Annotated in this window: 16 protein-coding genes and 1 pseudogene; 8 read left to right on the top strand and 9 right to left on the bottom strand. The window is 66.4% G+C overall.

Annotated elements, in window-relative coordinates; all coding sequences use genetic code 11:
* The first annotated feature begins 5 nt into the window (after window positions 1-5).
* Together ACM9NP_RS03765 and ACM9NP_RS03770 are read left to right on the top strand one after the other, a co-directional pair.
* A complete protein-coding gene (locus tag ACM9NP_RS03765) occupies window positions 6-1,445 on the top strand; it encodes a DUF2201 family putative metallopeptidase (protein WP_415645150.1) in 1,440 nt (479 codons plus the stop codon).
* The gene (locus ACM9NP_RS03770) at window positions 1,442-3,349 is read left to right on the top strand and encodes an AAA family ATPase (protein WP_415645151.1); all 1,908 of its coding nucleotides are present in this window, start codon (window positions 1,442-1,444) and stop codon (window positions 3,347-3,349) included. Before ACM9NP_RS03765 ends, ACM9NP_RS03770 begins: the two co-directional genes overlap by 4 nt.
* 69 nt (window positions 3,350-3,418) lie before the next feature.
* Here the strand turns inward: ACM9NP_RS03770 and ACM9NP_RS03775 are convergent, their stop codons facing one another.
* The 3 genes from ACM9NP_RS03775 to ACM9NP_RS03785 form a co-directional block, all read right to left on the bottom strand.
* Window positions 3,419-4,657 carry an RNA polymerase sigma factor gene (locus tag ACM9NP_RS03775; RefSeq protein ID WP_415645152.1) on the bottom strand — a complete coding sequence of 413 codons (1,239 nt, stop codon included), beginning with the start codon at window positions 4,655-4,657 and terminating at the stop codon, window positions 3,419-3,421.
* Window positions 4,658-4,831: 174 nt separating this feature from the next.
* Window positions 4,832-5,209 carry a YciI family protein gene (locus ACM9NP_RS03780; RefSeq protein WP_415645153.1) on the bottom strand — a complete coding sequence of 126 codons (378 nt, stop codon included), beginning with the start codon at window positions 5,207-5,209 and terminating at the stop codon, window positions 4,832-4,834.
* A gap of 307 nt (window positions 5,210-5,516) precedes the next feature.
* A complete protein-coding gene (locus tag ACM9NP_RS03785) occupies window positions 5,517-6,116 on the bottom strand; it encodes a TetR/AcrR family transcriptional regulator (protein WP_415645154.1) in 600 nt (199 codons plus the stop codon).
* 94 nt (window positions 6,117-6,210) lie between these two features.
* On the opposite strand from ACM9NP_RS03785, the gene ACM9NP_RS03790 reads away from it, so the two are divergent.
* Together ACM9NP_RS03790 and ACM9NP_RS03795 are read left to right on the top strand one after the other, a co-directional pair.
* Entirely contained in the window at window positions 6,211-7,389 is a 1,179-nt protein-coding gene (locus ACM9NP_RS03790) for a DUF418 domain-containing protein (RefSeq protein ID WP_415645155.1), read from the top strand.
* A 179-nt stretch (window positions 7,390-7,568) separates the two neighbouring features.
* Window positions 7,569-7,853 carry a Smr/MutS family protein gene (locus tag ACM9NP_RS03795; RefSeq protein WP_415645156.1) on the top strand — a complete coding sequence of 95 codons (285 nt, stop codon included), beginning with the start codon at window positions 7,569-7,571 and terminating at the stop codon, window positions 7,851-7,853.
* Between the two features lie 141 nt (window positions 7,854-7,994).
* On the opposite strand, the gene ACM9NP_RS03800 is transcribed toward ACM9NP_RS03795, so the two are convergent.
* The 3 genes from ACM9NP_RS03800 to ACM9NP_RS03810 all read right to left on the bottom strand — a co-directional run bounded on the left by ACM9NP_RS03800 (window position 7,995) and on the right by ACM9NP_RS03810 (window position 11,417).
* Complete coding sequence (locus tag ACM9NP_RS03800) at window positions 7,995-8,798, bottom strand: hypothetical protein (protein WP_415645157.1); 804 nt, start codon at window positions 8,796-8,798, stop codon at window positions 7,995-7,997.
* A 238-nt stretch (window positions 8,799-9,036) separates the two neighbouring features.
* Window positions 9,037-10,083 (bottom strand): family 43 glycosylhydrolase, encoded by a 1,047-nt coding sequence (locus ACM9NP_RS03805; protein WP_415645158.1) that lies wholly within the window; start codon window positions 10,081-10,083, stop codon window positions 9,037-9,039.
* A gap of 923 nt (window positions 10,084-11,006) precedes the next feature.
* Window positions 11,007-11,417, bottom strand: a complete 411-nt coding sequence (locus ACM9NP_RS03810) for a lactococcin 972 family bacteriocin (RefSeq protein WP_415645159.1) — start codon at window positions 11,415-11,417, stop codon at window positions 11,007-11,009.
* A gap of 275 nt (window positions 11,418-11,692) precedes the next feature.
* On the opposite strand from ACM9NP_RS03810, the gene ACM9NP_RS03815 reads away from it, so the two are divergent.
* The gene (locus ACM9NP_RS03815; protein ID WP_415645160.1) at window positions 11,693-13,966 is read left to right on the top strand and encodes a tetratricopeptide repeat protein; all 2,274 of its coding nucleotides are present in this window, start codon (window positions 11,693-11,695) and stop codon (window positions 13,964-13,966) included.
* Window positions 13,967-14,126: 160 nt separating this feature from the next.
* Here the strand turns inward: ACM9NP_RS03815 and ACM9NP_RS03820 are convergent, their stop codons facing one another.
* A complete protein-coding gene (locus ACM9NP_RS03820; protein ID WP_415645161.1) occupies window positions 14,127-15,083 on the bottom strand; it encodes an NAD(P)H-dependent flavin oxidoreductase in 957 nt (318 codons plus the stop codon).
* Between the two features lie 236 nt (window positions 15,084-15,319).
* Window positions 15,320-15,901, bottom strand: a complete 582-nt coding sequence (locus ACM9NP_RS03825; protein ID WP_415645162.1) for a TIGR03086 family metal-binding protein — start codon at window positions 15,899-15,901, stop codon at window positions 15,320-15,322.
* A gap of 167 nt (window positions 15,902-16,068) precedes the next feature.
* On the opposite strand from ACM9NP_RS03825, the gene ACM9NP_RS03830 reads away from it, so the two are divergent.
* Window positions 16,069-16,668: a hypothetical protein gene (locus ACM9NP_RS03830; RefSeq protein WP_415645163.1), complete on the top strand. Its 600-nt coding sequence runs from the start codon at window positions 16,069-16,071 to the stop codon at window positions 16,666-16,668.
* Window positions 16,669-17,171: 503 nt separating this feature from the next.
* Window positions 17,172-18,107, top strand: a complete 936-nt coding sequence (locus ACM9NP_RS03835; protein WP_415645164.1) for a GNAT family N-acetyltransferase — start codon at window positions 17,172-17,174, stop codon at window positions 18,105-18,107.
* 593 nt (window positions 18,108-18,700) lie between these two features.
* Here ACM9NP_RS03835 and ACM9NP_RS03840 read toward each other — a convergent pair.
* Window positions 18,701-19,666: pseudogene (locus ACM9NP_RS03840) on the bottom strand (hypothetical protein); the annotation flags it as partial.
* Between ACM9NP_RS03840 and ACM9NP_RS03845 the strand changes: the two are divergent.
* The coding region (locus ACM9NP_RS03845; RefSeq protein WP_415645165.1) for a hypothetical protein at window positions 19,636-20,352 on the top strand (717 nt) is incomplete at its 3' end. The pseudogene ACM9NP_RS03840 and the gene ACM9NP_RS03845 sit on opposite strands and share 31 nt — an antisense overlap.

Here is a 20,352-nt window from a genome sequence, read left to right on the forward strand (position 1 = left end):
CGATCATGAATACCACTGTGAAGGCCACCGTGAGACCCTCCCGACCACGTATCGACCTGACCGACCGCAAAGCACTCCAAGCGCACGACCCGGCCGCTCCCGAGGTGGTGGAGGAGGCCCGCCGGATCAAGGAGACCGTGCTGCTGGACTTCGGGATCGCCGACAGCGCCGTGGCATCGTGGCTGTACTCCAAGTGCCACTACCAGATACCGACCACCGCGATCCCCACCGCCGCGGTCGCCGCCACCGGTGACGGCACCTGCATGTTGCTGTACAACCCGGACTTCTTCGTCGCGTTGGGCCCCGAAGGCGTCAAGTTCATCCTGTACCACGAAGCCCGCCATCTGATCCAGCGTCACCTCTACGTGGAGAAGGAGCTGCGGAGTGACCCGATATTCACCGTGGCCACCGAGGTGACGATCAACCACGTGGTGCTGACCAGGCTGGGACGCACCGGCCTTCCGGTGCATCGCGACGCCGACATGACGGATTCCTCCGAGCAGGTCGGCATCGATCCACGGACGATTCACGGCATGTATGTGTCGGATCTCCAGGAGCAGGGTCTGGAACCCTTGGCCTACCGCGAATTCGTGGACACCGACATGTCGGTGTACGCCGAGCTTCGAAGGATGACGAACCCCCCGATCCCACCGGTCCTTTGTATTCACATGGGCGAGGACTGCGATGGCGAGGGGGTTCCCTTGGACGACGAGACGGTCGGCCGACTGGGCGCGGACGTGCTCGCCGAGGTGATGCGACAGGCGCGCAACGGCAACACCTTCGCCAGGGAGGAACTGCTGGAAATGGCCGACCGCACCGAGGGCGGTGGCGACCGCCTGCGGCGTCTGTGGGGCAGTCTCGGCCTGGCGGCGTTGCGCGGCGAGACACCCGCCACCCGCAAGGTGGAATGGTGGAAGCGTTGGCTCATCGACACTCTGGCCTCGAAGCTGCGGGACGGCGAACGGCTGGTCTACCCGAAGAAGCTCGGCGCGGTGATGTTGTCCCTCGGCATGGAACCGATGTTGTCGAGGCGGGGCCGCGAACGCGTCAAAGTGGTGCTGATCGCGATCGACACCTCCGGATCCATGCCCGATGAGGTCGTCCAATGGTTGACCACCCTGGTCGGGCAGACCGACGGCGTGGAGACTCACTGGCTGAGTTTTGACGGTACGGTCATGCCGTTCGTACCCGGACAGCCGGTCCTCGGTGGCGGCGGTACCAGCTTCCAGAACGTCGTCGACTACGCCGAGGGCCGGTACGCGATCGACGGAGAACTCTTCGACACGCGTTTCGACGCCGCGATCATGGTGACCGACGGCTACGCCCCGATCGTCAAGCCTCGCGACCCCGACCGGTGGATCTGGTTGATCACCGAGGGCGGCGACGACTGGCCCGAACGCCAACTACCCCCGATGGCCTGCCACCGGATTTCCCACCACACATGACCAGCCGCCTCGACCCAGTGGAGAACACAGCAGTGACCGTCACCGATTCGACCTCAGCGCAGTCCGTCGTCAGCGGCGAACCAAGGTGGACCCCGACCGCGACGTACCCGGTGCCGCCGGAGGATCTTCAGGCTCCGCGACTCGAACGGTTCATCGACGCGATGATCTCGATGGGACAGACCGGTCAGGTCTTCGGGGAACACGGCATCGGCAAGACCGCCACGTTCCTGTCCCACATTCCCGAACGGCACCCCGGCACCGAGGTGGTGCTCGTTCCCGCGGCGAACCTGACCCCCGACGACCTGCTGGTGAACGCACCGGTGCGCACCGAGTCGGGCGAACTCGCGCTTCGGCAACTCATCATGCGTCAACTGCGGCCCGGCAGTCCCTTCGTCCTGCTGATCGACGATTCGCTGCAGGCGGGCGACCTCATCCAGTCCCAGCTCATGCAGATCGCCTGCAACTGGACGCTGGGCGAGCATGACCTGCGTTCCCTGGGCTGCGTCGGGGTGTTCCTGACCGACAACGAGTCGGTGATCGAGACCAGCGCGCGGCGCAGTGATCTCGCGGTCCTGGACCGGATGGTGACCATCAGGATCACCGCGAACGACACCGGTTGGCGTCGGAAGCTCGCCCAGCGGTATCCAGACTGGGACCTGACCGAGGTGTTTCGCACCTGGGCGTCGTTGTCGCCGCCGCTGCGGCAGATCCTGTCACCCCGAACCATGCAGCACATCCTCGACTGTGCGCAAGAGGGGCTTCCGCTCATCTGGGGACTGCCGCTGCTCAATGGTTCCCGGGTCAGGCTCAGTGAATCCACAGGGGATGGTAAGCGTGCCAAGGACCAGACGTCGACGATCCTGAGTCGTATCGCCAAGTCCGTCGGTGCGGCGAACCCGTCCCGCGTCGCCGACCCGGTGCGGCGGCTCCTGCGTACGGCCATTCGCCGTCGCTGGGCGGTCCTGCTGCAAGGCCCACCCGGTTGCGGCAAGACGGAGATCGCCAAGCAAGTGACCGCCGAGGAAGTCGGGCGGCCACCGGTCTACTTCTCGTTGCCGGTAACGAATCTGGAGGACCTCTGTGTGCCGGTTCCCTCATCCGACGGCACCCTGGACGTGTTGTTCTCACGAGCGCTCCTGGGGTCCGAGCCGAAGGTGCTGATCTGGGACGAGTACAACCGCCCCAAGGACAAGGCGACCTTCGCCAAGTTGATGGAGGTGACGCAGGAATGGTCGCTGGCCGGACGGCCGATCCACAATCTCCGCGCCCAGATCGCCATCCAGAATCCGCCGTACCACCTCGGTCGCAAACTGCTGGTCAGCAGCAACAACATCGCACAGGCGAGCCGGTTCACGGTGTCCTATGAGGTGGGGCCGGAGGACATTCCCGCGAATCAATGGTTGATCGACACCTACGGTCGGGTCGCCGAGACGGTCCTGGAATGGTGGAAGAACGACATCGACGACGAGGGACGCGAATGGATCAGCAAGCGCACCCTCGAGCGGCTGATCAAACTCCATCTGGCCGAGGAACCGTTGGAGATGGGTCTGATCTATTTGGGTGAAGGCGAATACGCACCCGTCTCGTTGTCCGGATTGGAGGCTCGACTGGCGGACCAGCGCCACATCGGTATTCACGAGCTGGCCGCCAATGTGGACGCCTGGGAGTCGAAGCTCGCCTCGGCCCGATCCGAGACCGAAGGCAACGGCGATTCCGATGTGGTGCATCAGATCTTCGCCAACTCCGAGGTATCGCAACTGCGGCAGCACATCGATGAGGTCGCCCGGTTGTTGCGGCATCTCCCGGCGAAGCTGCGGGCGACCTATCTCATCGGCCAACCGCCGGAACGACTGCGGCTGTGGATCGACGCCTTCGCGATGGTGTCCAAGGCGGACAAGGACTAACCCCCGTGATGCGGGCGTCCAAGGCTCGCGGCGAGACGTACACCGAACCTGACCATATGAACGCCTCGGTCAGTCGGCCAGTTGGTCGCGTCGTCGGGTGAGGTAGGACCGCTCCGCTGAGTTGCCGGTGAGCCGGATCGCCCGGTCGTACGCCGCCCGCGACTCTCCGCTGCGCGACAGTCGCCGCAGCAGATCGGCGCGGGCGGCATGGAAGGCGTGATAGTCGTCGAGGTCCCCGGCGAGTCGGTCGAGTTCGGCCAGCGCCAGGTCGGGCCCGTCGACCTCGCCGATCGCGACCGCCCGGTTGAGTCGCACGATCGGCGACGGGTCGAGCGCCGCCAACCGTTCGTAGAGCACGACGATCTGGGACCAGTCGGTCTCGCGCGCGGACGGCGCATAGGTGTGCACGGCGTTGATCGCCGCCAGGAGTTGATATCGGCCCGGCGGCGTCCCGCCCGCCTCGACCGCGGCGATTCGTTCGCGGACCAGGGCGTGGCCCTCGACGATCAGCTCCCGATTCCACGCGCCTCGGTCCTGCTCGTCCAAGGTCACCAGTTCGCCGGTCCGGGACACCCGCGCCGCGCTTCGCGCTCGAGTCAGGAGCATCAGCGCGAGAAGGCCGGCCACCTCGCCGTCGTCCGGGAGGAGCGACCGCAGCAGGCGGCCGAGACGGATCGCCTCGTCGGTCAGGTCCGCGCGCAGCGAATCGTCGCCCGCGCCGGCCAGGTAGCCCTCGTTGAAGACGAGGTAGACGACCGCGAGCACGCCCGCCAACCGTTCGCGGACGTCCCCAGCCGACGGCACGCGATACGGAATGTGGGCCGCCTTGATCCGCGCCTTCGCGCGGGTGATCCGCTGCGCGATCGTGGTCTCCCGCACGAGAAAGGCGCGGGCGATCTCGGCGACGGTGAGACCGCCGACGAGACGCAGGGTCAGTGCCACCCGCGCCTCCATCGCGAGTGCGGGATGGCAGCACGTGAAGACCAATCGGAGCCGGTCGTCCTCGACCGGACCGGTCGGCTCGGGAGGGGTGTGGTCGGACAGCATGTGGGCAGCCTGGTACTTGGCGTCGCGTTTGGACTCGCGGCGCAGCCGGTCGATGGCCTTGCGGGTCGCGGTGGTGGTGAGCCAGCCACCGGGATTGGACGGCACTCCGTCGCGTGGCCACCGCTCCACCGCGGCGACGAACGCCTCGGCCGTCACCTCCTCGGCGAGGTCGAGGTCCCCGAAGCGGCGCGCGAGACCGGCGACCGTCCGCGCCCACTCGACGCGGTGGACGCGGGCGATCGCCTCCTCGACAGAGGTCACGACGTCGGGAGCGCGTGGATGGACCGCCGAGTCACTCGGCGGCCTCCCGCTTCGGCAACGCGTCGAGCACACCCGACGCCAATGGATACTGTAGACACCGCATCCGTGACGAGGTGATCGTCGAGTTCGTCGCGCGCCGCCGATCCCGAGCCCGGCGGCGAACACCGGGACATCTCACTCCTCGTGATTCGAGTGCCGGTGTCGTTCCGAGGAAGGGAACCGGTGCACTTCCTGCGGCCATTCGAGCACGACGGCGAGCCGACCGGCCCAGTACCGCGCGGCGTCGTCGTCCGGCACGTCCACCACACAGAATCCGCCGAGATGCTCCTTGGTCTCGACGTACGGCCCATCGGTGAAGACTGGCTCCCCGTCCCTCGCCTCGACACTGCACACCGCGGTCGAGGCGTCGATGCCCCCGTTGCTGAACAGGAAGACCCCGGCGGCCCTCATCTCGTCGAGCACGGCGCGAGCAGAGGTGCCCTTCTCACGCAGCTCATCGGCCGTCTGTTCCGGCACCCACTCCTCGTTGAACGCGATCAGGTACTCCACCACTGTCGTCTCTCCTCTCAAACCGGGACGAGGGTCATATCGTGCCCGTCGGCCCGGGCGACCCGAGTGGCCGCATACCGAATCAACGAACACCCGCCCGCCAATACGACACCAACTCGGGGGCGATGTCGACGATCGCGCTCGCCGGCCGGCCGCCCCACTAACGGGCGCGGCGCTCCGTAGGCCGGACCTTCACACTCGCCGTGCGATCATCGGCAGGTGGCCGACCTCGTCCTCGACGCGAACGAAACGTTCTCGCCGACGGGCGACAGGGCGTTGACGCGGTTCGCGATGAACTGGCCGAAGACCCTCAGACTGGCCGATTCACGGCTCCCACGGCCGGAAGGATCGCCTCATCCACAACGGCGTCTATTTCGGCGTCAGTGGGCAGCTCGTTCTTGTCATTGACGATCTTGATCACCAGCGCCTCCCCGATATCGGATACGACCGGTGTCACTCGCACCGGATCGATCTCCCCCTTCTCGGCATAGTGTTTGAGCACGGTCAACGTGAACCGTGACCCCCGCGGATCAAAGACCTCCGAGTACAACCGCTCCGTCAACTCCGGATGCGAATGCCGTCCGGCCACAATCGCCGCGATCGCCCTGGCCGCGGGCGTCGCCATCCAGGCCCGCATAAGCCTGAGCGCGGCAACAAGATCCCCCCGCAGATCATCCGCCCTCGGGCTGGGCGCCTCCTGCGGCATCAAGTGATGACAAGCCTCGATCAGCAGATCATGCGTGTCACTCCAACGCCGGTACAGCGAGGTCTTCGCCGCACCCGCCCGTCGAGCGATCCCCTCCATCGTCAATCGACCGATGCCGACCTCATTGAGCTCGGTGATGGCAGCGTCATAGATCGCGTGTACCAGTTCGGTTCCACGCCGGCGCGTCTTGACAGGTTCGGACACTTACCCCTCGCTCATTGGATACGTGTGCGTATCTTATTATTAGATACGGTTCCGTATCTAATTCTTTGCGGCTCGTCCCCCGAAAGGTACCGCCATGCCCCTGCTCACCCCTGCCCTATCGCCCTCCGCGACACCCACGGCCCGCCGATCCCTCGCCCCCGACCTGGCGCGGGGCATCATGTTGCTGGTCATCGCACTCGCGCACGCCCGCATCATGGCCGTGCTGTTCGGCGGAGGGTCCGGCGAATCCTCCGCCGACGCCGTGACTCAACTACTGCTCCCGATGTTCGTCGACGGACGCGGCTACCCAATGTTCGCCGCACTGTTCGGGTACGGGCTGTGTCAGATCCATCTGCGCCGACGCGAGCAAGGGTGGGAGTGGCCCGCGATCCGGTCGCTGGTACGCCGTCGGGGACTGTGGCTGTTCCTGTTCGGACTCGTGCATGTGGCGCTGTTGTTCTTCGGCGACATCCTGTCGGTTTATGGACTCGTCGCGCTCGTCTTCGCGGCCGTCCTGCGCAACAGCGACAAAGGCCTGTTGCGGCGCGCCGCCGGCTGGTCGATCGCCGGTTCAGCGCTGTACGCGGGCATGCTCGCCGCCGCAAGCGCCACCGAGACCGGGCCGGTGCCGCAGGACCCCATCGCCGACGCGATGGGCCGGCTGATCACCTGGCCGATCTTCGTCGTTCCCATGTTCGCCACCACGGTCTTCCCGTTCCTCATCGGAGTGTGGGCGGCCCGACGACACATTCTGGAGGAGCCGTCACGCCACCTGCCGTTGCTGCGCAGGGTCGCCTTCATCGGCATTCCCGTTGGCATCCTAGGTGGACTGCCGCGCGGATTGCATGACATGGGCGCCTGGCAGGAGCCCGGCTTCGGCTCGCTTTACGCCGCCGAATGGCTGACCACCGTGGCCGGTTACGCCGGTGGCCTGGGCTACGCGGCGCTCATCGGTCTCCTCGCCGCGCGACTGAACGAGCGTCCGGGACGGATGGGGACCGCACTGGCCGCCACCGGAGAACGGTCCATGACCAGCTACCTACTGCAGTCGGTCGCATGGATGGCGTTGTATCCGCCGTACCTCCTCGGACTGGGCGCCGAGCTGTCAACCGCAGGCGCCATGGCCGTCGGCCTGGCCGTGTGGCTAACGACCGTGCTCATCGCGGAGTTCATGCGACGCAGGGGCTGGCGCGGTCCTGCCGAGCGGCTCCTGCGCGATCGCACCTACGGACGGCGGCGGGCCGCCGACAAGCCCACCAGTACGCACGTGTGATCAGCGAAACGTGGCTGAGCAGACGTTGGATTCACGAGTACCGACCACAGAGACCTTTCTCGGATCCAGCGTCTGCCTCTCGCCCCTCCTGAAGGGCCAGGGCAATTCGAAGGTGCCCGTACCAGGGTCGGCACGGTTGACGGATTGGAGCTCGACTCGGGCTATGGAATCATCGGCAGGTGGCGAAATTGACGTTGGATCTTCACGACATCTACAACAAGGGCGACCAGATCGACAAGGCGCTGCGTGATGTCATCCAGGAGGCCATCGACAAGAAGATCGCCACCGTGGAGATCATCCCCGGCAAGGGCTCGGGCGCGTTGAAGAAGAAGGTCATCCGCTTCCTCGACCAGAAGGAGATCAAGGCGCTCTACCACCGCGTCGACAAGGACTCCAAGAACTTCGGCCGCCTCTTCGTCTACTTCCAACACAAGGAAGCCAAAGGCAAGCGGAAGAGAGCTTGATCGCGACCTTCGAAGGCCCATCCTGGCCACACGGATAACTCCGCCATCACTTCAGGGCAAACTCTTCCGCTCTCGGCGCGGGTTCGTGTGGAGCTTCCACCTCAGGTGTGCCACCCAAGGGGGAAGCTCCAGGTTGGCGTGTCAGACGGCGCGGACATGGAAGATGCCCATGCGGGCATCATGACCGTCGACGTTCATGTTGATGATCTTGGTGTCGTTCAGGGTGATCTGCACGGAACCGTTGCCGGGCAACCAGTGCAGGCGATCGATGCCGGTGCCGAAGGCTTTCTTCTCTGCGGACAGGTCTGACGCGGTACCGAAGTCAGGACGGTTGGTGTCCGCGCCCCAGATGACCAGCCTGCCCGCGCTGTGGTGCGCGCGTGCTCTGGCCCGATGGATGTCACGCATCAGCCACCATTCGTCGCGCAGGTCCGCGCGCTGGTCGCCGTTGAACGCGTTCGCGATGTAGTGGGTGTTGAGCACCGCGAACTCGACGGCCGGATAGCTCTCGTGCCGCACGACGACCTCGTTGAACCAACGCGACGGGGTCACGCCGGGGATGCCGCCGTGCGCACGCTGGGTCCGGCTGGACACGACGATCCACGGCCTGCCGACGCAGATCGGGATCCGGAACGACGTCGTGTGGCGCAGGAAAGCCTTGGTGTAGAGCGGGCCGAAGTAGTGGTCGATCATTCTTTCTTCGCCGCTATCGCCCTCGCTGATCTCCTGGAAGCAGACCAGCGGCCTGGCCCTGTCGTCGGCGTTGCGCACAGCGTCGATCGCCGCGTCCCGGGCACCGAGGTTCGTCCGGCCGATGTTCGCTGTGATCACGGGCAACCGGAACCAGGGGGTCGCCGCCGATGCCGTGCCCGTGCCCGCGAAAGCGCCGGCGAGTACGCCGCCTCCGAGCGCGAATGCCTTACGCCTGCTGATCTTTCTGGTCATTTTCGGACTCCTGTAAAGCGCGTGATTGGACATGAAGCTTGAACATGGATTTCTTGGAGTACAGGGCAAATCGAACGGGTGAGGCGGTCCTTGCGCCGAAACTGGGCGAATGAAGAATCGCACTCGACTCACCCGCACGAAGCAGTAGTGATCGGACTCGCGATACGTGTCCGGCGATCTTGCGCGACCTCTCAGTCGCGCGGCGACTTGGAAGACTCGCGCAAGGTCGCCGGATCAATCACGTGACATAAAATCCGCTGGAGTCGAGCTTGAGTTCGCCGATGATCGGGTGGCGCTTACCGGTGGCGGGGTTGTACCAGGCCCAAACGACGCACCGGCGGTTGCCCTCGGTGTAGAAGGCCGCCATGGCTCCGGGGCCGGGGTGGTTGCCGGGCAGGCCTCGGTACGGCCCGATCCCGCCGGATCCGGTGTAACCGAAGTATGGCCGGTTCCTGCCGTCCTTCAGAAGAGTGCACCGGGTCGACGGGATGGGATTCGTGCCGCAGTCCGCGATGCCGGTCGAGTAACGGGCGCTCTTCCAGTTGTTGCCAGAGAACAGCAGGTAGTAGCGTCCTTCGCCGCCGACGAAGATGGACGGGTTCTCGATGACGTGGGTTCCGCCGGAGGTGTTCTTGGTGTCCCAGACGAGGTCGGTGCTCTTCAGCGCGTCGCGGCGGGTGCTCCAGATAGCGGACCCGTCCGAACCGACCTGCACGATGGAGATGCCGGTCTCCGGATAGGAGGTGATCGCATCATCACGGTAGGCGACATAGAGTTTGCCGTTGGCGACGAAGGGGTTGGCGTCGATGGCCCATCGGCCGCCGCTGGGGCAAGCCCACTCGCCCCTGTTGACGAATGGCGATTTCGCTCCACCGGAGGTGGCCAGCCCGATGCACTTCTGGCTGGTTCCGGCCTTCGTCGCTGTGTAGTACATGTAGTACGTGCCGTTGAAATACGTCACACCGGGCGCCCAAATGGCACCGTTGTCCACCGCCCAGGAGCCGGGCCCGGAAGGTAGCGCGTCGCCGGCGACACAGTCGGACATGCCGACCGTGTCACCCGACCCGTGATTGAGGAAGGGCACGTACAACGTCACCCCCGCCTGGGCGCCACAGCGGGGGCCGGCACCGGGGCCGACGGTCGTCCCGTAGGTGACGTAGGTGCGATCCTTGGCCTGCACCGTGTGCGGGTCGGCAAGGCTGAACGACGACGATCCTGTGGACGCCTGGGCCCGGGTCGGCCCCTCAAATGCGTTGAGCGCGACCACCGCCGTGACCGCTAGCACCAGCGCCAACGTTAGTGTCCTCAGTGAATTCCGTCTTGGTCTGATCATGAGTCCTCCTCGGTCCAATGCGGACCACCATCGCGGCTCGCGAAGTCCATCACCTTTCTACGGCGCCGGGCTACAAACCGACTACATTGTTGGCCGTGACGAAGCACCGTGGGCATATGTCGATGAGAAGTTCATCGCATCGACCCACTGAAGTAGCCGCTACAAAAGCGGAATATGCGGCGGTCTCCACACCAAGACGCGGTCCCGCGTCAACTTTGCCCGCGACGGCTACTACCAGTACGCCTGCTGCTGATACCGCCATAGCGGCCGCGGAGTCGGGTGACGGCGTTGACGGACTGTCGACACCGGACTTCCCAGCGAACCTTATCGTGGCGCTTGACCATCTACTGGGATTGTCAAGCGCCACTTGGCTTGCGCTCGGATGGAAGTTCCAAGGCCCTCGATCGGAAGGGCTCCAAGAACTTCGGCCGCCTCTTCGTCTACCTCCAGCACAAGGAAGCCAAGGGCAAACGCAAACGCTGAACCGCTCGGTCAGCGCGCAGGTCGTACCTTCCGGACGCTGTATTTCTCGCGTTTCGACCGCCCCGACATGTCCGATGGGACCCCGGCTTGGTGGGGCGACGTAAGCGGATGCGCCCTTCCCCTGTGACGGGAAGGAAGTCCCACCACGGCGCCAGAGGTGACCTTTGCGCAAGGTGGGCCGGTGGTCCTTACCCGACTGCACCTTCTGCCCCTTGTGCTTTTCGTCGACTGTGTACCGAGCCGACATTCCCCGACCATCTTGACCGCGTTTGACGCGGAAACGATGAATGGGGAGACGCCAGAGAACCCGGCATGATCTCGACGATCATGCCGGGTTCGGTGCCATGTAATCGGCGGGGCGCCACATGCCACCGCCTTGGCAAGATCAGGATCTATACGGCATAGGCGAAGGCACAGGATGCCCCAGCCGGGACGTCGATGAAGGCCTTGGCCCAGATTCCCGCGTTCTGATACGTCGTGGCCTCCTTGCCACCCCCGACAACCTTCGCTCCGTGGTACTTGGTGTCGTGCCGGTAGTCCGAGTAGCACCGCTTGTTGCCGTTCGAGAGCGTGGTGGAGCCGTAGCAGTGAATACCGCCCCCCGCCCCGACGCACGTCTGGATCGACACGTCATCCGTCGAGGTGGTGTTGACCGTCGTGACGGAGTTGACCGTCGCGACGTCACCCAAGGTGGCGGCCTGGGCGGCCGTGGCCCCGCCGGCAACCATCATGAACGTCATGACGGCGACCGCGACGGCCTTCAGGACGCGGGTCCCGATCGAATTGCTGTGATGTGAAGGCATCGTCTTCCTCCTGGATCGTGGTGGATCGGCTTTCGGGTCTCGGTTCGCTGTGTCCTCGGAGTCGAGCGGTGTCACACCGCCCTCCCCGACCGACAGCCCCATCGCTGTCGTCTTCCGCTGACCCGACGGCCACGTCACCGAATCCGAAACCTGTTGCCAGGTAAGGATTCTGGCTTGTCGTACTGCAACCAAGCTTCTATCGTTACTAAACGGACCACAAGGAACAGAAGCGGCACAACCCAGGAAACTATCAGCGGCAAGAGGGCACGAGGGTCATGACAGACCGGGATGACGCGGCGGCATGGGGGCGCCTGCTTCGCGCTCACCGGCTGCGGGCGGGGATGTCGCAGGAGCAGCTCGCTCGAGTCTCGGGTGTGAGCGTGCGCGGAATTCGAATGATCGAGAACGGCGATCGACGCCCACGGGCGTCCACCGTGACCGCGCTCGCCAAGGCGATGCGGCTCCCCGAAGCCGACGGTGTCGCGCTGCTGGAGGCGGCGCAACCCCAAGCACGGACAGACGCCGCGTCGGAATCGTCGGCGGCGGTGCGATCGGCCGTCGTACCGCGCCAGCTACCCCCGGCTATCGCCGGCTTCGTCGGCCGCGAAACGGAACTGAGCGCGCTCGACCGTCTTCTCACCCCCGACGCCGCTGGTGCGGCACTGGGAACCATAACCGGCCCCGCCGGGGTGGGAAAGACCACCTTGGCGGTGCTGTGGGGCCATCGCGTCGCCGCTCATTTCCCCGACGGACAGATCTATATAGACCTCCAGGGATTCAGCCCGACCGGGAAGGTGGTCACTCCCGCCGAAGTGGTGCGGACGCTGCTGGACACTCTGGGGGTGAGGCCCGCGCAGCTGCCCCACAGCCCAGCCGGTCAGCTCGGGCTCTATCGCAGTCTGGTGGCGGACAAGCGAATCCTCATGATCCTCGACAACGCGCGCGACACCGCGCAGACCCGTCCGCTCCTGCCCGGCGGAACCGGCTGCGTGACCGTGTTGACCAGCCGCGACCAGTTGACCGGCCTGGTCGCGACGGAGGCCGCCAGCCCCGTCGTCCTGGACGTCATGACCGCCGCCGAGGCTCGGCAGCTGCTCGCCAGACGGATCGGCCATGATCAGGTTCTCCTCGAACCGGAGGCCGCGGGCGACATCATCGCCTCGTGCGCCCACCTGCCACTGGCGCTCGCGCTGGTGGCGGCCCGCGCCGCCGTCCACCCGGGATTCCGGCTCTCCGCGCTGGCCGCAGAACTTCGCGACGCGCACCGTGGCCTGACCGCGCTGCTCGGCGTGCACTCGGCCACCGACGTGCAGGCCGTCTTCTCATGGTCCTATCGAGCCGTCAGCGCCGACGCGGCCCGCCTGTTCCGGTTGCTGGCGTTGCACCACGGGCCGGAGCTCTCGGTCCGCGCGGCCGCCGCCCTGACCGCGACCTCGCTGCGGAAGGCCGCGTCCCTGCTGACCGAGCTGGCGCGCGCGAACCTGCTCATCGAGGACTCCACCAACCGGTATCGCTTTCACGATCTGTTGCGCGCCTATGCCTTCGATCTGGCGGTGGAACACGACAGCGACGACGCCCGCGACGCGGCGAACCACCGCCTGCTCGACCACTATCTGCACACCGCTCTCGCCGCGGAACGACTCATCAATCCACAACGGATACCCATCGACATCGAGGCACCCACTCCCGACTCGGTCCCGTACTCGCCCACGAAACGTGCCCAGGCGTTGACCTGGTTCACGCAGGAACATCGGAACCTGTGCGCCACCGTCCAACGGGCGCATGACGGATACGACAAGCACACCTGGCAGTTGGCTTGGGCGATGACCACCTACCTCGCCGCAGGCTTCTGGTCCGAATGGATTCTCATTCTGGAGACCGGATTGGCGGCCACCGACCGGGCCGACGACAAGCACGCCCACAATCGCATTCATCTGGCACTCGGCAACGCCCACATCCGGGTCGGCAACATGGACGAAGCGCGCAGGCACCTCACCACGGCGCTCAAACGAGGCCAACCCCGCAGCCAGGCGAACGCGCACCTCGCTCTGGCCTTCTGCGCCGAGCAGCAGGGCGAGTCGGCGCTGGCCCTGGTTCACTCTGAAAAGGCACTTCAACTGTTCACAGAGGTCGATTTCCCGGTCGGTCAGGCGAAGGCGCTCAACTCGATCGGCTGGCACCGCGCCAAGCTCGGCGACTACGACCATGCGTTGAGCGACTGCCAAAGGGCCCTGACCCTCCTACACGAGCTCGGCGAGCCTCACGGGGAGGCCGAGACCTGGGACAGCCTCGGATACATCCACCACCACCTACGCGACTTCGACGAGGCGGTCACCAGCTACCGACACGCGCTGGAACTGCACACCGAGTTCGGAAACACCCATAATCTGGCGAAGGTCTATCTCAATCTCGCCGAGACGCACCAGGCCATGAAGGACGTTCCGGCGGTGCGCGACGATCTGGGCCGAGCTCTATCCCTTATGGAGAAACTCGAGCATCCGGACACCGAGCACGTCCGGGAACGACTACGCCTCCTTGGCCCAAGGTGATCACCGAGTCAAGGCATCGCGAGCCAGTCGGCCACGACAACCGGTGGCGGCCACGACGGGCCGCGGAATCCCCCGGAACACTCCAAACGGGCACTCCTCGACTTCGGCGACCGTCGACGCAGACCGAAAGACCGTGGCCGTGTCCATCGCCGACGCGGCCTCAGCCGTTCCGCGCGAAGTCGAGGGCGTGTTCGGCTTCCGCTGCCAGTGCGGCGACCAGCTCGTCCGCCGGAGCGGTTTCCGTGATGAGGTCGAGCGCCTCCCCGGCCCACACGGAGATGACCTCGAGGTCGTCTCGCGCCGCCGCCTCGCGGTAGGCCCGCTTGGCCGCCTCGTCATGGCGTAGTTCGTCCTCCCGGTCACGCCAGTTCTCCAAGAACCGGTTGCGCAACACACGAGCGGTGTATTCCTCGGGCCAACCCGCGCCTCGGGCGAGGTCCAGGACGCGGCTGCGCTCGGTGTCGGCACCCCGTCCATCTAGAAGCGCTTGAACGACGTGGGGCGGCACGAGCGCCTCGTGGCTGGCCTGGAAACGGGTGCCCACCAACGCTCCCGCCGCACCGAGGACCAAGGCCGCGGCCAGACCGCGACCGTCGGCGATTCCGCCGGCGGCCAGCACCGGTGTCGGCGAGACCAGGTCGACGACGGCGGGAACGAACGGCAGAGTGCCCCGCCGTCCGCCGTGCCCTCCGGCCTCGGTGCCCTGCGCGACGATCACGTCGGCGCCGACCTCGACGGCACGAGCCGCCTCATCGAGGGTGGTGACCTGCACGATGAGTTTCGCACCGGCGTCGCGGACCTGTTCGGCGAACGGTCCGGGGTCTCCAAAGGAGAGCATCAGCGCGGTGGGCTCGTACTCCAGGGCCAGGGAGACGATTTCGCTGTCGACCGCCCAGGTCAGGAGTCCGACGCCCCACGGTTCGGCGGTCCGATCGTCAACAAGGGACAGTTCGCGCCGCAGCCATTCGCGGTCTCCCCGACCACCTCCGACCAGGCCGAGGCCGCCCGCGTTCGACACTGCGGCGGCCAATGCCCCACCGGTGCAACCGCCCATCGGCGCCACGGCGATCGGATGCCGAATGGACAGGAATCTGGTGAACGCCGTCGACAGAGGCATGTTCATCATCCTCGACCGGTCGGGGATAACGCGTCGCGCGGGTGCGGGACAGCGGCGGCGGCCATGGCGCCGCCTCGGCGCGATGGAAACCGAGCCTGGCCGACGTCCCGGACGACAGGCGAGCCGGGATGGTCCCGGTCCACGTCGACGGGTCACGCCGGTTGGCTGTCGGCCCCTCGGTGCGGTGGGACCGGCTCAGCGCGCTCCCGCGCCGACGGTGCGACCGACCCCGCCGATCACACGTCGGGCGACCAGTCCGGGTTGCGGCCGAAAGCGCCGAGCAACCGATCCTGCCGCCCGGCATCGGACGGCACCGGAGCACGGGGCCCGATCGCCCCGGAGTCCCGATACAACTGCTCCCGTTCCTGGAACCAGTCGCCGACCTTGTCGACGACCTCCGGGTCGAGGACCGGGTCCTCCCCGGTCGCCACCGCGAGGTCCCATGAGTGGATCGCCAGATCTGCCGTGATCTGGTTCAGATACTCCTCGCTCGGGGTGTCACCGAACGACAAATGCGTGGTTCGGTCGAGCACCCCGGCCTCGTCGGCCGCCGAGGAGGCCGCGGAGGCTGCCGACCGCGCCGACGCCGCCGGATCGTCGCCCAGCTGGTCGCCGTCGAAGCGGTCACCGACCTCGGCGATGGTCGCCCCGGACAGCAGTGGCGAAACCCAGAGCGTCTCGGAGACCACATGGTTCACCAGGGTTCGCACGTCCCACTCCTCGCACGGTGTCGGAGCGCCCCATTGGCTCTCCTCGACCTGCGCGACCCTGGTGGTGAAACCGTCGAGACTGCGGTGAAACGCCGTCACGAGATCCATGGTCGGAACCCCCTCTCACTGCGCCCGGACATCGAATGCTCATCGAAATCTAATGGCCGCGCGGTTACTTTCGGCGACATTCGGGTATCTCCCGAGGTGGCGACCCAGCAAGGGCGCTTCCAATCACATGCGAGGGGGTAGGCATGTTCATTCAAGTGGTGCATGGAATGACTTCCGACGCCGAGCAGCTCAAACGGGCGTTCGACCGGTGGGACGAACAACTGGCACCGAACGCCATCGGGTGGCTCGGGACCACCGCCGGAGTCAACGCCGACAACCAGTTCATCGCGCTGGCCCGATTCGGATCGGCGAGTGACGCGCAGGCGAACAGCGACCGGCCCGAACAGCACGACTGGTGGATGCAGACGTCCAGGCTGTTCGACGGCGACGTCACCTTCCACAACTGCACCCACACGAGCGATTTCATGGGGGGCGGTTCGGACGACGCCGGTTTCGTACAGGTGATTCACGGCGCGGTCAACGACGTCCCACGGATGGAGGCGTTGCAGGATCGCATGGAGGAGACCGTCGGCGACTTCCGTCCCGACATCATCGGCGGGCGAACCGCCATTCACTCCGACGAGGCGCACTTCACCGAGGCGATGTACTTCAAGTCGGAAGCCGAAGCACGCCAAGGGGAGCAGAAGAAGCCACCGGAGGAGCTCAAGGCGCTCTTCAACGAGGAGACCGCGATGACCAGCGATCTGGGTTACGTGGACCTCGCCAATCCGTGGCTGAGTTCACCGGCATCCGCCAGGTCGGGATGACGGTGTCTCGACGTGCGTGACGCGGCGCGACGACCGCGCCGTGACGACGAGGCCCTGGGACGGTTGTGGTGCAACCGCTTTCCGGGGCCTCGTTCACTCGTGATCGGGCGTTCCTTCGGTCGCGGTGGTTTCGGCCACGAGCCGTCCCGGTCACGGGTATCCCCGCGACGCGCGAAACTGCGCGGTCGCTCGCGTTCGTTGGGGACGCCGAGGCACTAGAGGTTGTCCCGTTATCTCAGGTCGCGCGAGGCACGGGTCAGGGCGTCACTCGGCAAGGTGGAGAAGCTCCTGCATACCGGTGTCGTATGCAGGTCCGATAACGCGGTCGATGAGGTTCTGACGCTGCCGTAGCCGATGTGCTGAGCAACGGGGACCTCTAGACTTCCGGTCGGCCCGATCGGTCGGTCCCCAGGGTTCACCCGGGTCACCGGGCGCCACCGCCGCCGCGCACACCGATTCCCGGTGCCGGAGTCCGCCGTCCCGCCTTCGATCGGACCAACTCGATGCCGTCCACGTCCGCTCTGCCCGTCGGCTACTCGCTCCGGACCGGTGACCCGGCCGAGATCGACGCCATCCGCGAACTGGTCAACAGTTGTGAACGTCAGCTCCTCGGGCGTGCGGAGTCCAACCGTGAATCGATGGCCGCCGTGTTCGCGCGTCCCGGGTTCGACCCGGCGCTCGACACCGTCCTGGTCCAGGACGGGACGGGGACGCTGGTGGCGCACGCCTGGGTCGATCGACGCAGCGAGGCCCGCGTCCACCCTGGACATCGGGGGCGCGGACTGGGTGAGTGGCTGTTGAGCTGGATCGAGGCGCGGGCCATGGAGAAGGACACGCGGGAGCTCGCCCAGGTGGTCGAGAACGCCGACAAGGTGGCCGGTGAGTTGTTGACGGCGCGCGGTTTCGCCCCGAGCGTGACCGCCTGGCAGTTGTCGATCGAGCTGAACGACGAACCCACCGAACTCCCCGCGCCGACCGGCGTCGAGGTCCGGCCGTTTCGGTCGGCGGACGGCCCGGCCGCGCACACGCTGATCGAGGACGCCTTCACCTGGCAGGGCCGCCGAAAGTCCTATCAGGAGTGGGCGGTGCTGACCGTCGAGCGAGGCTCGTTCGCGCCGGACGCGTCGATGATGGCCGTCGTGGACGGTCGGTCGGTGGGAGTGCTGCTGGCCATGGACGACCCCGACTCCGCCGACGGCTACATCGAGCAGGTCGCGGTGGCCGAGGACCACCGCGGTCGCGGCATCGCGGGCAGCCTGCTGCGGTATGCCTTCGCCGCCTTTCACCGTCGAGGACGGCGCGGCTGTGTGCTGTGGACGCACTCCGCGACCGGTGCGCTGCCGCTGTACGAACGCGCCGGAATGGTGGTGCGCCGCAGTTCGACCGTGTACAAGAAGAGACTCGACGTCACCCCGCGAAACCCGAGCGGTCGGGTGTGACCGACGCGGCCCAGGGGACCGGTCGGAGCGGGCTCCACCTCCGTTTCCAAGCGGCCCGACCGTTGCGCTCTCGTGACAGGGCCGTCGGCGCGTTGACCCGTATGGCCCTCGGCCGATCGGCGCGGCACCCCGTCACGGTTCGAGATTCCACACTCGCACGTGTCCGTGCGGCCCGCCGTGATGGTCACCGGCCGACCGTCGAGCTCGGTGATGCGGACGGCGAAGACCTCTTTGCGATGCGCCGCGAAGGGAACCCCGACGGGACGCCGATCCCGCAGATTCCACAGCTGCACAACGCCGTCCCTGAAACCGGTCACCGCGACCGGCACGTCACCCACGAGCCCCACGTCGAGGCAGCTGATTCCGGTCCGGTCGAAATCCTCGTCGTCCTCGTCCTCGGACTCGGCATCGGGCGACCCACCGAAGGCGGTCACCCATTCTCCGGTCTCCGCGTCGCCCAGCGTCAGCGTCCGATGGCCACCGACCACGACGTGCGCGAAACCGTCGATGTCTACCAGACCGGCGCCCATGATCGGCGTTCCGAGCTTCTGGAACTCGCTCAGGACGCACTGTTCGCGAAGGTCCCACAGCAGCACCCGGCCGTCCCAGCCCCCGGAGACGACGACCGGACGATCGTCGAGCGTTCCGGCCGCCATTCCACCGATCCCGTCGAAATGCCCGTACAGCGGCACGGACTGGTCCTCGGCTTCGGCTTCCCCCTCGTCCGCCGAGTCGAGCCGCGACGCGTCCCACAGTCTCACCGTCGCGGGAAGGCTGCTGTCACCACTGACGATCAGCGGCCGCCCATCGACTTCCGCCGAGATCACCCTCGCCACCCCGCCGTGCGTCGGCTGAGCGAAGGTCCGGACCGCGCCGGTCTCCAGGTCCCACTGCGTGAAGGACTGGTGCTCGGCGCCGCCACCGACGACGATCCGGCCGTCGACCACCACGGCCCCTAGCGCGAGGAGCTCGAGGAAGTCGTACTCCGAGTCGGACCGCCACGGTGTGGCCAGAACGTGACCGGTCCACGCGTCGCCCAGCGGATCCCAGCTGAACACGCGGCTCCCGAAGTCGACGCAGACGAACAGCGGTCGGCCGTCGACGGCGACGAGGTCGAAGTCCATGATGGGCGATTCCGAAGGAATTCGACTGGAGCGCATGGGGGAACGAGTCGACATGCGCGGCAGTCTATGTGTCCACTGCGACAAGACAGCCGCATCGCATCGGAGGAACGTCGGCCACCGTCGAGTGCCAGGAGTGGCGCCACCAAGCCTCGGAATCCTGATGTGGACGGTCACGGATGACGTCGGGTCCGCGAAAGGGCGGAGTTCGAAACCGTCGGCACGACCAGGCCGGTGCGAGCCGTGCCGTTGCCGTGCCCGGTTCGATGACACTCGCCTGGCCGCACCTCGTTGCGGTGTGGCGATACCTTCGCTTACGTCATGGATCCCGACACCGGCGAGCCGACACCCCCGTGACGTCGGGATGTATCGACCAGTTCGACAACGACCGACCACAAGGAGTTCTCTTGTACCCGCCTCCGACTCAAGCTCCCCCATCGGGCGCGCTGCCGCGCGTCGGCACCGGAGTCTGGCGGCTCATCGTCGCCGGTTGCGCCTTCTTCGGCGTCTACACGGTCGCCTATCACCCGATGATCGGCTGGACCGACCTGTGGTTCCTCAGCCAATCCGGCAGCCTCGTCACCGCGATCTGCTTCGCGCTCCTCGCCGTGGTGGCGCTGATCCCGCGAGCGGCGGGTCTGGCGGCCGTGACCTGGCTGCGCGGCGCCCTCGCGTCCATGATGCTCCTGATCTGCGTCGCCTCCATCTTCATCCTCGGTTCCGGGGACCTGGATCAGACGGGTTTCCTGTTCGAGCACCTCATCACCCCACTCGTCGTCGCGGCCGACTTCGTGTTCGTCGGACGCGACCAGTTGCGAACGAAGGGATGGCACCCGGTCACCTGGATCGCGCTGCCGTTGGCGTACCTGATCCTCGCCAACGTGGCGGGGGAGGCGTCCAAACTCTACGGTGGAATCCTCGACCCCGCCGACTCCGATTTCGCCATGTACATCGGCATGTTCCTGATCACGGCGATCGTCTTCGGGTACGTCCTGTTCGGCCTGGTGAAACTGAGGGGGGCCGTCACCAACGGCGGCGCACGGAACACCGGACCCGGTCATCCCCCCGGCGGGATGCCCGGCCCCGGCCAGTACCCGGGTGCGCAGGCACCGCAGCACCAGTAC

This window comes from Stackebrandtia soli (assembly GCF_965137155.1).
Lineage (GTDB): Bacteria > Actinomycetota > Actinomycetes > Mycobacteriales > Micromonosporaceae > Stackebrandtia > Stackebrandtia soli.

Bases quoted from the DNA above. Each gene is read 5' to 3' on its own strand.
- ACM9NP_RS03830 (WP_415645163.1), top strand. From the start codon at position 16,069: ATGACTTCCGACGCCGAGCAGCTCAAACGGGCGTTCGACCGGTGGGAC.
- ACM9NP_RS03800 (WP_415645157.1), bottom strand. From the start codon at position 8,798: ATGACCAGAAAGATCAGCAGGCGTAAGGCATTCGCGCTCGGAGGCGGC.
- ACM9NP_RS03825 (WP_415645162.1), bottom strand. From the start codon at position 15,901: ATGGATCTCGTGACGGCGTTTCACCGCAGTCTCGACGGTTTCACCACC.
- ACM9NP_RS03835 (WP_415645164.1), top strand. From the start codon at position 17,172: ATGCCGTCCACGTCCGCTCTGCCCGTCGGCTACTCGCTCCGGACCGGT.
- ACM9NP_RS03810 (WP_415645159.1), bottom strand. From the start codon at position 11,417: ATGCCTTCACATCACAGCAATTCGATCGGGACCCGCGTCCTGAAGGCC.
- ACM9NP_RS03820 (WP_415645161.1), bottom strand. From the start codon at position 15,083: ATGCCTCTGTCGACGGCGTTCACCAGATTCCTGTCCATTCGGCATCCG.
- ACM9NP_RS03770 (WP_415645151.1), top strand. From the start codon at position 1,442: ATGACCAGCCGCCTCGACCCAGTGGAGAACACAGCAGTGACCGTCACC.
- ACM9NP_RS03815 (WP_415645160.1), top strand. From the start codon at position 11,693: ATGACAGACCGGGATGACGCGGCGGCATGGGGGCGCCTGCTTCGCGCT.
- ACM9NP_RS03765 (WP_415645150.1), top strand. From the start codon at position 6: ATGAATACCACTGTGAAGGCCACCGTGAGACCCTCCCGACCACGTATC.
- ACM9NP_RS03790 (WP_415645155.1), top strand. From the start codon at position 6,211: ATGCCCCTGCTCACCCCTGCCCTATCGCCCTCCGCGACACCCACGGCC.